Source organism: Vibrio qingdaonensis (assembly GCF_026191675.1).
GTDB lineage: Bacteria > Pseudomonadota > Gammaproteobacteria > Enterobacterales > Vibrionaceae > Vibrio > Vibrio qingdaonensis.
In genome coordinates this window covers 14,323-27,280 of sequence record NZ_JAKRRY010000002.1, presented here as the reverse complement: position 1 = coordinate 27,280, position 12,958 = coordinate 14,323, and the positions used below count along the sequence as shown (strand labels likewise).

Sequence of the window (12,958 nt, the reverse complement as noted above, 5' to 3'; positions counted from 1 at the left end):
AAACGAAACACGAAACGAATGCCTAAAAGTTGGAGCAGATTATGAAGATGAATCACGTTGGTATCATGGTTGGCGATATGGACAAAGCCGTCGAGTTTTACACCAAAGCGCTAGACCTTAAAATTGTCATGAACAACACTAAAGTTATTGAAGAGCGTGAGTCTGCGATTGGACGTATGTGTATCGCTGTATTTGGCGAGGGTTTCAAAGGCTTTAACATCGCACATCTTGTTACTTCCGATGGTATCGGTGTCGAGATGTTTGAAATGAAAGAGCGTCAAGAACGTCATGAGGTCGATTTTTCTCGCCTAGGTATTTTCCACTTTTGTCTCCAAACTGACGACTTCGCTGGCGTGATAGAGCGCACTGAACAATACGGCGGTAAAGTCCGCATGGATATTATGCGCTACCACCCCGAAGACGATAACAAGCCAGCGAAAATGGTATACCTAGAAGACCCATTTGGTAACTTATTTGAGCTGTACTCACACACTTATGAAGAAACCTACGCGTCTGATTACGAGTAAGTTTCGCCTCCATAAGTGTTAAAAAAGGATTGGCTCATTAGCAATCCTTTTTTATTTGAGGTCTAAAAAGTGTTCAATCAAGATTCATCGCTAACCACACTCTTCAACCCCATATATTACTCACCTTAGACCATTTATACTTTGGTCAACCTGGCCGCTGAGCAGCTCTTCCTTTGAAGTCAAAATAATTGAGCCCTAACTTAATTCTGCATTTCAACCCACCAAGCTAATGAACCGTTATTACTCGCTGACCATGTAAAACTCTAGCTTAGACATAGTTACTTACAAAACAGGCTCCAATTTCCCCCTCACTACAAAAAATCACAGAAAAGCAATCAATAACAAAACGTTAAATAGAAAACCACCCGGTTATAGATAATACAATTAACACTTATAAACCTAAATTCCTACATGGTCACATAGTAAAAATCATCCATAACCTTTGACGCTGAACCCAGTCTACATATGACCTTACTAATGTTCCGGCTCACCAAGGAGTACTTAGAGCACGAAACAAAACCCGGTTCACCTCGGTCTCTTTTGTACCTATTTTGTGTTAGATTGTGCCGCTTGGGATTAGGCGTGACGCAGTCAATTAGCGAATAAAATCATGAGTTACTCCATTATTAATATGGCATTAACACTCTAATCAAGAATTACCTAAACATGGAGTTGGTCGTTGTATTCGTTCATTCGAATATACAATCCTCATAATTATGAGTTTTAAATCAAAAAAATACAGTATAGATTCAACAGATTACCAAGTGGGTCAGGACAACATCACCAAATGGGGTATGGATGTCCACAACACAGTGTTTACCGCCTCTGCGGGGTTATCCATTCTTTTCATCGTCGCACTGCTCATACTTTCACCCGCAGATGCCAAAGCCGCTATTGATACCGTCAAAGCCGCCGCCCTTTCTAAATTTGATTTCGTCTTCATGTGGGGGGCAAACATACTGCTGCTCTTTGCCATTGGTATTGCGTTTTCACCGTTAGGTAAAATTCGCCTAGGTGGCGACGAAGCAACCACCGACTATTCCACTCTATCGTGGATCTCCATGCTCTTTGCCGCCGGTATGGGCATTGGGCTGATCTTTTGGGGAGTAGCCGAACCGACAGCGTTTTTCACTAATTGGTTTGGCACGCCATTGAATGTTGAGGCCTATACCTCTGAAGGTCGCGAATTGGCGCTTGGGGCTGCGGTATTCCACTGGGGTTTCCACGCTTGGGCCATTTATGGCATGACCGCACTCTCTTTAGCCTATTTTGTTTATAACAAAGGGTTACCACTTTCCATGCGCTCCGTTTTCTATCCCCTGCTAGGTGAAAGGGTTTGGGGTAAGGTTGGTGATGTCATTGATGTGATGGCCGTACTGGTCATTTTATTCGGATTGGCGACATCTTTAGGCTTAGGTGGCTCACAGGCCGCCAGTGGAATAAGCCACGTCTTTGGATTTGAAAACAGCCTTTTCCTTCAGCTTCTCGTCATCCTGGTTATCATGGGGCTGGCGATTATCTCTGTGATACGTGGTATGGACGGTGGCGTGAAGGTGTTGAGCAACCTCAACATGATTATCGCCTTTGTTTTTCTTGGCTTTCTTGCCGTACTCAATTTCACTACCGTATTTAACTCTTTGACGACAGCAGTGGTGGGCTATGTGAAAAACATCATCCCACTGAGTCAAAGCGCTGGTCGTGAAGATACCACTTGGTTACATGGTTGGACGGTATTTTATTGGGCTTGGTGGGTGGCTTACGCACCTTTCTTTGGCATGTTCGTTGCTCGCATATCCAAAGGGCGTACCATCCGTGAGTTTTTGGTTTGTGTGATGGTAGTACCAACCCTGGTCACCACAGCATGGATGTCTTTCTTTGGCGGTATCGCAATCCAACAGATCATCGATAAAGTGGGTTTGCTTGGTGTGGAACAAGGCATCAGTGATGTCTCGCTCAGCTTGTTTTACATGCTAGACGCTTACCCTATTGGCAATATACTTTCTATCATTGCGGTTGCCCTGATCATCGTGTTCTTTGTGACCACCCTAGACTCTGGTTCTATCGTTGTCGATAGTATGACCGCAGGCGGCAAACTGGAACTGCCAATCAAGCAAAAAGTTGTTTGGGCGTTTATCTCTGCTGTGATTGCGATGGTGATGCTGTGGATTGGTGGAACAGACTCGATTCAGGCTCTGCAGTCCATTACCATTATTGCCGCACTCCCCTTTACGTTTATTCTATTACTCGGTTCCGTGAGCCTAGTGAAAGCGTTATTGACTGAAGTGGAACGACCTAAGGTGACGGAAAATACATCTGCATAAAATTTAGCCTCAAAGGCTTATCGACGTTTTCCATCGATAAGCCTTTTATCTCTTGCAAATAACGGTATTCTGCATTGAAGATATACCCGCGTCTCTACAAGGCTAACTTATAAAGCTCAAATACCTCTTCATAGGTCAACGTTCTCGGGTTACCTCCCATACACACATCATCCATCGCTTTTTGCACCCAACCATCAATATCTGCATGTTCAATACCCAGACAAGCAAGCCCAGTAGGAATGCCAACTTCGCTCGACAATTTTCGAATAAGATCAACGGCGAGTGTCGCCGCCTCATGGTCATTTAGCTGAGAGGTATCCCCTCCCATTGCTTCGGCTACCGGTCTAAAGGCACTTGGTACCGTTTGAGCATTAAATTCGCTCACCACCGGCAGTAAGATCGCATTACATACGCCATGCGCCAAGTTATGCGTTGCCGAAGGCTGATGGGACAAGGCGTGAACGGCGCCTAACCCCGCCGAGTTAAATGACATCCCCGCTAAAAACTGTGCGTCCGCAAGGGCCGAGCGCGCTTCTATGTTCGCGCCTTCTTTTACCGCAACAGGCAACCACTTGGTAATCAACTTCACCGCCTCAAGTGCCGTAGGAAGTGTCAAACGGTGTGCGCCAGGGGTGACAATAGACTCGATGGCATGCGTAAGCGCATCCATACCTGTCGCGGCGGTTACAGATGCCGGCAAACCAACCATCAATGAAGGATCATTAACGGCAACGTCTGGAATTTGTTTTGTATCCACTATCACCATTTTGACGTGATTCACTTCATCGGTGATCACCGAGTTAGAGGTCATTTCAGCCGCGGTCCCTGCCGTAGTATTAATAGCAATAAAGAACGCGCCTTTGTTCTTAACTAAGCCGACACCATTATAAACGGTAATGTTCCCGTCATTTGATGTGACAATGCGAATCGCTTTTGCGCAGTCAATCGGGCTGCCACCGCCCACGGCAATCAAGCAATCGCAGGCATTTTTTTTGTAAAACTCAGCTCCCTCGTTAACCAGACTAACGGTTGGATTGGGAGTGACATGATCAAACGTGACATAGTCGAAGCCCTTATCATCTAACGCCTGATAAAGCGAGTCCAATAGGCCTAGCTCAATCAGGTTTTTATCGGTCACTATCATGACTTTCTTCACGGACTGGCCAGCTAATACCGCCACAGATTCTGCCACTGCACCCACACCAGATAATGATAATTTGGGTAAATTTAATGCAAACACCATACTCATTCCTTTACGGTAAGAGCCCGACGTATCGGGCTATTCTCAATGACTTGTTAACTACTTCTCAACTCGTAAGCCATACGTTTTGAATTTATCTAACACATGGTTCATTTCTTGGTCTGGAAGAACCGGTACGTTTGCTTGAATCGCCGCGCATTTTAGATAAAGCTCCGCCAAGACCTCCGTTTCATGGGCCAGCCACAATGCTTTTTTCAGGTTTTCGCCGACCGTGATCATACCGTGATGCTGAAGAAGAATTGATTTACTTTGGCGAATACCGCCATCTACATAGTCAGCCAGCTCAGGAGAGCCAAAGGTAGCATAAGGCACACAAGGTATTTCCGTTGTGCCCGATGCTGCAACCATATAGTGGATCGCTTGGATTGGACGATTGAGTATAGAAACGGCTGTCGCGTTAATGGCGTGGTTGTGAACAACGGCATGGCAATCCTCTCTTGCGTTATAACATGTTAGGTGGAATGCCCATTCACTAGACGGAATTTTGCCTTCCTCAAATTCACCTTGATTACTCACAAAAACAATATGATCCGGAGTCAGCTTTTCATATTCGATCCCTGTTGGCGTAATCAACAAGCCATCTTCAAAACGAGCCGAAACATTACCCGCTGTACCCTGGTTCAGCCCCAATTTCGTCATTTCTAAACAGGTATCGATAATCTCTTGTGCTATTTGATTTCTTGTTATTGTCATCGTATTACTTCCTTAAACAGGCGTGACGCCTTTCTTTAAAATGATGTTTCCGTATTTAGCAGTTTCGCCCGTGAGTACAATTGCAAAGCACTTTTCGGCACGCTCGTAAAAATCAAAACGATCCATTTGCTCTAAAGCGGGCTTATTTACCGTGGTCTTGGTAATGGCAGCCATATATTTAGATTCAACGGTCGGGTCAAGCTGGTCCCCTTCTACCGCCTGCATCATAATGAGAGGGCATTCGCAATAAGCATCGAGCTCAAACAGCGGCAAAGTGCCCGCTAAGAGCGTATCGATATTCACCCCATCCGCTCTTAAGACAACATGTGACCCAAACGTCTCTGCGGGAAAATGTGCATCGGCAAATAAGATTTCATCGCCATGCCCCATTCGACTTAATACGGCAAGCAAGTCGGGGCTTATTGCCGGATGTATTCCTTTAAGCATTGTGTGTTCCTTTAAGCATGATGCATTTCCTCCAATAACTGTGCGTATTGCTCACGGTTCTTTGATGGGGTGACCACTTGATAAGATGGCTTCATATTGTCTTGAGCGTGATTGGCATCAATAAAGACCTCTGCTCCAGCAAAAGCGTACATCGCCGCCCCTGTTACCGTTGCTTCTGGTTGTTCAACGACATGGATAGGGATCCCAACAACGTCCGCTCTTATTTGGTTCCACAGCGTATTCTTAGACCCACCACCCACCACCATTAAACACTCGGTGTTTAAGCCGCAAGTCGTGGAAAGCGCATCCAAGCTGCGAGAGAGTTTGACGGCGAGCCCTTCCAGTGCCGCGCGATATATTTCGCCTCTCGTGGTATTAATGGATAAACCGGTAATCGCGCCACTGCCTTGACCCTTTGCATCCAGTAAAAAAGAGGGGTCGAATCTCACGCCATTCGCACCAATAGGCGCAGCTTCCCCTTCAGCGACCATCACGGCGTACTTATTGCCGCTCTCGGCAATATCAGCAAAGTAGGTGTTGGCGACCCACTCCATTACTGCACTAGAGAGCCATTGGATGGCGGGGTTAAACAGGCCGTTTTTCGCGTCCAACTCTGTTGTCATGCCGTCTTTGAGGTAGTCTGGTTTTAACTGAGGGCGTGGCGAACGGGCCATCAAAATCTCCCACGTACCAGAACTTAAGAAAGACTGATTCTCTTTGGCGCCTGAGCCAAATAACGCAAACTGAGTATCATGACCTGCGGAAATCACCGGTACTCTATTCGGAATGCCTAATAAAAAGGCAACGTCGTCTTGTAAGCGACCTACGATGTCGCCCGCTTCAACCATTGGCGGAAAGTGCGATTTCGTCAGTTCTAAATACTGTAATACTCCTTCATTCCAGTCACCGCTATCGAGGTCGGTCATCATCGACGTCCCAGCCATCGTGCGGTCCGTAGTGAACTCACCCGTTAGCTTTTGAGTCAACATTGAGGAAATAAACACCCATTTGTCCATATTGCGATAGACGCTTGGCTCATTATCTTTCAACCACTTAAGTTTGAATAAAGTATTAAATGAGTAGTCCCCAATACCATTAGCCAAATACAATTCATCGCGGTCAATATCTTGCGCGATCTGGCTCATCACTGGCGCGGTGCGAGCGCATTTCCATGAAATAATGGGATAGATCTGTTTTCCATTTTTATCGAAGGGCGCACCATCCACCCCAAATGTAGTGACAGAAACGGCGACAATATCCGTTGAATTGATTTGAGCCGTCACTTGCTTTGAACATTCAACCAATTTTTTCCATATTTGTTGGAAATCCCAAACATGCTTTGTGCCATTTTGCAGCGTCTCGTTAGCGATATAATGTGACGCAACGATGTCACCTTTTTGATTGATTGCAATTGAGCGAACGTTGGTGGCACCGCAATCAAGAATAATAGCAATCGACATAACTCCCCCTTAAGGCCTGCCCCAAAACGGGACAGGCAAATTAGTTACCTACTTAATGACCAATTCATTATTTATAGATAGGGCCGAAGTTTTGACACGCACGGTAATCTTGTCCCTCTACGTCCTGACCAAATGCAGACCAAGTATGTGGGCGGAAAATATCTTGGCTATCAACGTTATGCATAGAAACCGGAATGCGCAGCATGGCGGCAAGCGAAATCAAATCAGCCCCCACATGCCCCGAGGTGATCACACAGTGGTTAGCGCCCCAATTCGCCATGACGTCATAGACGGATTTAAATGTGCCTTCTCCGGTTAAACGTGGCACGAACCAGGTCGTCGGCCAAGTGGCGTTAGTACGTTCGTTTAGAATGTTATGCACGTCTTCAGGCAGTTCAATAGAGTGCCCTTCCGCAATTTGCAGCACAGGCCCCATACCGGCAATAATGTTGACACGATGCATAGTAAACGGCATGCCACCTTCTGTGAGGAACTGAGATGAGAAACCGCCCCCGCGGAAATATTCTTCGATAGCAGGACACCATTTCGTCGCATTAAGAGACGCTTCCACATCTTCTTTCGTTAATTCCCAGTGCGGCTTCATGGCAGGTTTGCCATCTGCATTTTTGGCTTTACCTGCACCATCTAGCGCAGCAGAACCTGAGTTAACAAGATGCAAGAAGCCTGATTCAGGGCGAGTGCCAGTCACACGCTCAACCGCATCTTCAGACCAATAAGTACGAACATCGTGGAAGACCTGTGCTTCACCCGTCAGTAGTTTGCCAAACATCATGTTGACGCCATTCAATGCATCATTTTCTGTTGCCACACAAATAGGCTCACGAATGCCGTTCCAATCGAATGAAGAGTTTAAAATGGCCTCAGAAAAGTCACCATTGGGTAGATGATCGGTCCAATGACGTTGACCTTGGAAGCCAGCCAATATGGCGTTATGCCCTAGCGACTCTTCGCCAAAACCTTGTTCTTTGAGTTTTGGGTTACCTTGCATCAAATCACGCATGATCATGGTCATCTTAATGACCGTATCCCAATCTTCAGCCTTGCGTTCTTCGGTAAATGGGGTGCCGTTGTAATCTTTGCCTTCTTTACACCAATCTCTCACCCAAGCGCGCGCCAATTCAAATTCTTTCTTGTCGTACACTTCGCGATCCAAACGACGTTTGATTTCCGTCATATCGACATACTCATTACGCATGCCCAAGTATTTCTGGAAGAATTCTGGGTTAACGACTGAACCTGCAATTCCCATCGAAACAGACCCCATAGAGAGGTAAGATTTGCCTCTCATCGACGCGACCGCTAACCCTGCTCGGCAGAAACGGAGAATTTTTTCTTGCACGTCACTTGGGATGGATTCATCACCCGCGTCTTGTACTTCTTTGCCGTATATTGAGAAGGCAGGTAAGCCAACTTGGGAGTGGCCTGCCATCGCAGCCGCAAGATAAACCGCACCTGGACGCTCTGTACCATTGAAACCCCAAATCGCTTTTGGTGTATGCGGGTCCATATCAATGGTTTCCGTGCCATAACACCAACAAGGTGTCACCGTGAGCACAAGGCCCACATTTTCACGTTTAAACTTGTCGGCCGTTGCTGCCGATTCAGCCACACCTCCTATACACGAATCAGCAAGAACACACTCCACTTTCTCTCCACTCGCATGACGGATATTCTCTTGAATAAAATGCGCCGCCCGTTGCGCCATCCCCATGGTTTGTTCTTCTAAAGATTCTCGTACCCCCATTTGACGACCGTCGATAGTAGGGCGAATACCGATTTTAACTAACTGTGACATAATTGATGTTCCTTGTTATTTCTTTGAGTCAGGGGCAAATTGAATACTGCCCCTTTGCATAATGTGTTACTTAACTTGGTAACCCTTTGCGCCGTAGTAGACGAGGTAAACAAAGCCAATGAATGGGATGATAAATGCGGCACCAATACCGGCAGCGTCTGAGATTTGGCCCATGATGGCAGTCAGTACTGCACCACCTAGAATTGCCATAATGAGAAAGCTTCCGCCAAACTTAGAATCTGATCCTAAATCCCTTAGAGAGAGCCCGAAAATAGTTGGGAACATCAGTGACATACATGCCGACACACCCACTAAGGCATAGGCGCCGGCTAGTCCACCTGCAAACATAATGACAGCCACTAACATCGCAGCGATCGCGGCCAATGCAGCAAGTAGTTTTTGTGGTTCAATGTGTTTCATCAGTGCAACACACACCCAGCGCATGAGAGAGAAAATTACAATAGAAGTCAGAAGATACGTTGATGCTTCTGCCTCTGTTCCGCCAACTTCTTGCATCACATAACGAATTGTCCAGGACCAACAGCCAATTTGTGCGCCTACATAAAAGAACTGAGCTAATACGCCTTTGGTAAAGTGACTACGCTTAACAATGCGGCGATACGCTTGACCAAATGTTGACTCTCCCGTCGAGCTAGTATCCTTTGCTGACGGCATTTTTGTTTTGAGAATCAATAACCAAATCAGAGCAATAACAACGGCTACGCCGAGATAAGGCATCATCACTGCGTACAATTCGTCGGACTGAATTTGTGCTAGCTCATCCGCCGCCATCACAGCACGTTCACTATCCGTTGCAGGGTTAAGTTGCGATAAGATATAAAACTTGCCGATCAATACCCCTGTGATCGAACCAATAGGGTTGCAAGCTTGGGCAATATTGAGACGCCGTGTTGCGGTTTCTTCAGGACCCATAGTCAAAATATAGGGATTGGCACTGGTTTCTAGAATGGAGAGACCACCTGCTAGAACAAATAACGCTAACAAGAATGGTAAGTATTCCATGGCTTGCGCAGCGGGATAAAATAGCAGCGCACCAGTTGCAAATAACCCTAAGCCTAAAAGCACTCCTGCTTTATAGCTATATCGCTGTATAAAAAGTGCAGCGGGTAAGGCTAAACAAAAATAAGCACCATAAAAAGCTGTTTGAACTAAACCAGATTGCATATCAGTTAACGTAAATACTTTCCGAAATTGTGCAATAAGCACATCCGTCATATTATTTGCCAACCCCCACATTGCAAAACAACTACACAGCAGCCAGAAGGCAAATTTGATTTCCTTTGGTATTACCTCTACTTTATTATTCCTCTGAGATTCAGACGAACTTATATTGAGAGTATCAGTCATAAGATATCCTTATTAATAATCACATTATTGATTTGATTTATATGTTATTGTGTTTCACGTTATTACAAGTCGGTAATTACCACATCCACCGACTCACTATCACATATTTTAAGAAGACTTCTCTTTTTATATTTTGATTTATCAGCAATGAGAATAACTTGCTGAGAAATCTCAATAAAACTTCTTTTTATTTGATAGTTATATTCATTTGAGTCCCAAACCCCTGAGTCATAATCAAACCCTACGCAGGAAAAGAAGCAAACATCTACCGACATATTCGCCAGAGTATCTACGGCGAGCGGACCATAAAAGCTGCTGTACTTCTCGGAATAGCTTCCGCCAGTACAAATGACATTAATGTTATTTTTCCCTTCTAAAGCAATAACATTCTGAAGAGAGTTGGTAATAATTGTACAACTTATGTTGGGAATTTCTCGTGCTAAGCACCAACTTGACGAACTCGCATCTAACCCAATTACCATGCCTTCTTGAATATAATCCAGAGCTTTACTAACCAGTAATTCTTTTTCTTCTAAATAGTCTTTAGCTCGAGCATGAAAAGAACGGCCCTCATCAATTTCTTGAACACTCACTGCCCCACCGTGAACTCTTTTAAGCGCACCGGATTCATCAAGCTTTTTTAAGTCACGACGAATAGTTTCAACAGAAACATTAAATGCTTCGGCTATTTCCTCAACCGTGGCACTTCTTTGGTCATTAACGAGTTCAACAATCTGCCGGCTTCTCATAATTGCTCCCTTTCTGGCTTGATTATTAATTTACCAACGAAAAAGGTGCAAAACTGTGACCGAATCGTCATCACGCCCGCTATTGACCATTTTATGACTAGTATTGTGGAGTATCAGCCATAAATGCCCGAGAATTTAAAAAACGGTCAAAAAAGATAATGCATTACTCGTTAGCAAGTCAGTACTTAACTACCTGTTTATAAATGAAACCTCTGGTTTTATCACTGAGTAATAAAACTATGGTGTGTAAACTTCTTTTTTGAAAATGGCAGGAATATCATGGGAATTTTATTTAACTAGTGTGACATAACTAAATAACAGAGCCTTTTACCAGCTCAGGTTTACTCTATTGGCTCAGCTTAATCATTCTCAGAACGTCTTATTATCACCACGTATCACGCTTCATCCAAATTTGTAGCATCATCGAAAATGGCGCGCTGAAACGCTTTAGTTCTATCATTGCAGGTTGTTGAGGTTATCAACTCAAGTATCTTCTGCTTTCTCTATATATGGAAACGCCCAAAGTTATTAGCTTTGGGCGCATCTTCTAGCAACATTAAAGACCCTAACACTCAATTAGCTTGCGCCGCAACGTAACAAATTAACTCGACATTCCACCACTAGCACTGAACCCGCTTAACTGTATAACTGCCACATATGACCATTTGCTACCCAGTTATTAAGCCGTGACTATTTCATGGAATGAAGCCCAACCATGTTACCCTCACTATCACAAAAAACACTGATAAAGCCATGTTCACCAATGGCCATTTTCGGTACTTGAACTTCACCACCATGAATCGAAACTCGAGATTCTTCTTCGGCACAATCTTCACATGAGAAATACACAAGAGTGCTATTGCCGCCCGCTTTTACGTGGCTCATATGTGCAAGAGCGCCACTTGCACCATAGCGATCCATCGTATGAGGGAAGCACCACATCTCAATCTCCATTTTGGCCGGACTTTCTAGCTTCTCTAGTTTTATATCAAACACTGATTCATAAAATTTTCTGGCTCTAGCCATATCATCGACATAAATTTCAAACCATCCGACTGGATTCAATAACATAATTTATTCCTTATCTGAAAAAGCAAACCGTGATTATCAGCTTAGCTTAGGAATTAGAATTCGTGTGGATGTGTCTTTTCCTAACACCAAGAAAAGTGGCGCGCCACACCGCCGAATGTGAAACGTCGCCTTAATACCTTAATACCTTAATACCTTAATACCTTAATACCTTAATACCTTCGTTAGACTCGTGCAGATTAAGTACCCGAATCTCGCGAAATAGTGCCGGATTATTTTAATATCTTGTTCATCATAGCCGTGCTCTTTAACAGCTAAACCCAAACGTTTAGCGTTAACTCTTCCATCTTGGGCTAAGTCGATAAACTGCTGCCCTTGATAACCTGGATACAAACTCATTTACATGGCTACTCCAATTGAAAAACGCCTTCAATAGGATAGTGATCGGATAGAGGAGTTGGAACGCCTTTAATATTAATATTCCAATCGGTAATGACGCTCATCGATAAAGGTAGCAACTTCTCTTCTAAAAAGTAGTCCAATCGCGCAGAGGGCTCATCGCCACCAAACCTTCTAGCAAGTGCGTTAGTGGTTGGATCATAGGTGTAGCCGTCTAGCTTAGGATGTAAATCTAACCAAGAATCTGTCGTTTGGTTAAATATGTGCATCATTTCTGAATGTTCCGTGGAGTGGCCGGGGACATTTAGGTCGCCCGTTATTATTAGTGGTAGGCTGCTGTACCATCCATTGATAAACGCTTCAATTTGCTTAAATTGCTCGTTTCGAACATTTCGGTAGTCATGACTTTCAGTATCAGCTTGAGTATGACTAAATATGAAACGTACTCTGCGGCCGTTTTCTATCTCGATAATAGCGAAGATAAAACCCTTATTCGATAATGCATCTTCACCACTCGAGTCTTTAAATGCTACAAAACCATGGTTATTCTCATCTATGGGCTTGGATGACAACAACAGTAGCCCTGACCCCATGGAAAACGGGCCATTTCCATCGCTAATGTGATGGGGGTACTTATCTTTTAATGCTTGGATGATGGCCTTTTGGCTGGTTGTGGACCAAACCTCAGAAAGCATCACCATATCACTCTGACTCGATCGAAGTCGTTCTATTATCCCTTCAAGCCTCGCTTTATCATGAAAGGTTAGACTTCCAATGATTTTAGCAACGGCCGTTTTATAGAAGAGATGGGTATTGTAAGAAATGAGGTTGAAGGTTGCCATTTTTCGTATCCTTTCCGCCTTAAAAATTAGGCCCTCCATAAATGAA

11 protein-coding genes are annotated in these 12,958 nt (G+C 44.5%); 2 read left to right on the top strand and 9 right to left on the bottom strand.

Features of this window, described 5'->3' with window-relative positions:
* Positions 1-41 precede the first annotated feature (41 nt).
* Together MD535_RS02085 and MD535_RS02080 are read left to right on the top strand one after the other, a co-directional pair.
* Positions 42-527 carry a VOC family protein gene (locus MD535_RS02085; protein ID WP_265673283.1) on the top strand — a complete coding sequence of 162 codons (486 nt, stop codon included), beginning with the start codon at positions 42-44 and terminating at the stop codon, positions 525-527.
* Positions 528-1,243: 716 nt separating this feature from the next.
* Complete coding sequence (locus tag MD535_RS02080; protein WP_265673282.1) at positions 1,244-2,848, top strand: BCCT family transporter; 1,605 nt, start codon at positions 1,244-1,246, stop codon at positions 2,846-2,848.
* Between the two features lie 94 nt (positions 2,849-2,942).
* Here the strand turns inward: MD535_RS02080 and MD535_RS02075 are convergent, their stop codons facing one another.
* The 9 genes from MD535_RS02075 to MD535_RS02035 form a co-directional block, all read right to left on the bottom strand.
* On the bottom strand, positions 2,943-4,091 hold the full coding sequence (locus tag MD535_RS02075; RefSeq protein WP_265673281.1) for an iron-containing alcohol dehydrogenase: 1,149 nt from the start codon (positions 4,089-4,091) through the stop codon (positions 2,943-2,945).
* A gap of 57 nt (positions 4,092-4,148) precedes the next feature.
* Positions 4,149-4,802, bottom strand: a complete 654-nt coding sequence (locus tag MD535_RS02070) for an L-fuculose-phosphate aldolase (protein ID WP_279348194.1) — start codon at positions 4,800-4,802, stop codon at positions 4,149-4,151.
* A gap of 12 nt (positions 4,803-4,814) precedes the next feature.
* Complete coding sequence (fucU, locus tag MD535_RS02065; protein ID WP_265673280.1) at positions 4,815-5,249, bottom strand: L-fucose mutarotase; 435 nt, start codon at positions 5,247-5,249, stop codon at positions 4,815-4,817.
* A gap of 11 nt (positions 5,250-5,260) precedes the next feature.
* Positions 5,261-6,709: an L-fuculokinase gene (gene fucK, locus MD535_RS02060; RefSeq protein WP_265673279.1), complete on the bottom strand. Its 1,449-nt coding sequence runs from the start codon at positions 6,707-6,709 to the stop codon at positions 5,261-5,263.
* Between the two features lie 67 nt (positions 6,710-6,776).
* On the bottom strand, positions 6,777-8,525 hold the full coding sequence (locus tag MD535_RS02055) for an L-fucose isomerase (protein WP_265673278.1): 1,749 nt from the start codon (positions 8,523-8,525) through the stop codon (positions 6,777-6,779).
* Between the two features lie 66 nt (positions 8,526-8,591).
* Positions 8,592-9,893: an L-fucose:H+ symporter permease gene (fucP, locus tag MD535_RS02050; RefSeq protein WP_265673277.1), complete on the bottom strand. Its 1,302-nt coding sequence runs from the start codon at positions 9,891-9,893 to the stop codon at positions 8,592-8,594.
* A 62-nt stretch (positions 9,894-9,955) separates the two neighbouring features.
* Positions 9,956-10,642, bottom strand: a complete 687-nt coding sequence (locus MD535_RS02045) for a DeoR/GlpR family DNA-binding transcription regulator (RefSeq protein WP_265673276.1) — start codon at positions 10,640-10,642, stop codon at positions 9,956-9,958.
* Positions 10,643-11,332: 690 nt separating this feature from the next.
* Positions 11,333-11,713, bottom strand: a complete 381-nt coding sequence (locus tag MD535_RS02040; RefSeq protein WP_265673275.1) for a VOC family protein — start codon at positions 11,711-11,713, stop codon at positions 11,333-11,335.
* A gap of 365 nt (positions 11,714-12,078) precedes the next feature.
* Positions 12,079-12,912, bottom strand: coding sequence for an endonuclease/exonuclease/phosphatase family protein (locus tag MD535_RS02035; protein WP_265673274.1), 834 nt, complete (start codon positions 12,910-12,912; stop codon positions 12,079-12,081).
* Positions 12,913-12,958: the final 46 nt, after the last annotated feature.

Coding starts and splice junctions, on each gene's coding strand:
- fucK (WP_265673279.1), bottom strand. CDS start 6,709: ATGTCGATTGCTATTATTCTTGATTGCGGTGCCACCAACGTTCGCTCA.
- MD535_RS02075 (WP_265673281.1), bottom strand. CDS start 4,091: ATGGTGTTTGCATTAAATTTACCCAAATTATCATTATCTGGTGTGGGT.
- fucP (WP_265673277.1), bottom strand. CDS start 9,893: ATGACTGATACTCTCAATATAAGTTCGTCTGAATCTCAGAGGAATAAT.
- MD535_RS02085 (WP_265673283.1), top strand. CDS start 42: ATGAAGATGAATCACGTTGGTATCATGGTTGGCGATATGGACAAAGCC.
- MD535_RS02040 (WP_265673275.1), bottom strand. CDS start 11,713: ATGTTATTGAATCCAGTCGGATGGTTTGAAATTTATGTCGATGATATG.
- MD535_RS02055 (WP_265673278.1), bottom strand. CDS start 8,525: ATGTCACAGTTAGTTAAAATCGGTATTCGCCCTACTATCGACGGTCGT.
- MD535_RS02045 (WP_265673276.1), bottom strand. CDS start 10,642: ATGAGAAGCCGGCAGATTGTTGAACTCGTTAATGACCAAAGAAGTGCC.
- MD535_RS02070 (WP_279348194.1), bottom strand. CDS start 4,802: ATGACAATAACAAGAAATCAAATAGCACAAGAGATTATCGATACCTGT.
- fucU (WP_265673280.1), bottom strand. CDS start 5,249: ATGCTTAAAGGAATACATCCGGCAATAAGCCCCGACTTGCTTGCCGTA.
- MD535_RS02080 (WP_265673282.1), top strand. CDS start 1,244: ATGAGTTTTAAATCAAAAAAATACAGTATAGATTCAACAGATTACCAA.
- MD535_RS02035 (WP_265673274.1), bottom strand. CDS start 12,912: ATGGCAACCTTCAACCTCATTTCTTACAATACCCATCTCTTCTATAAA.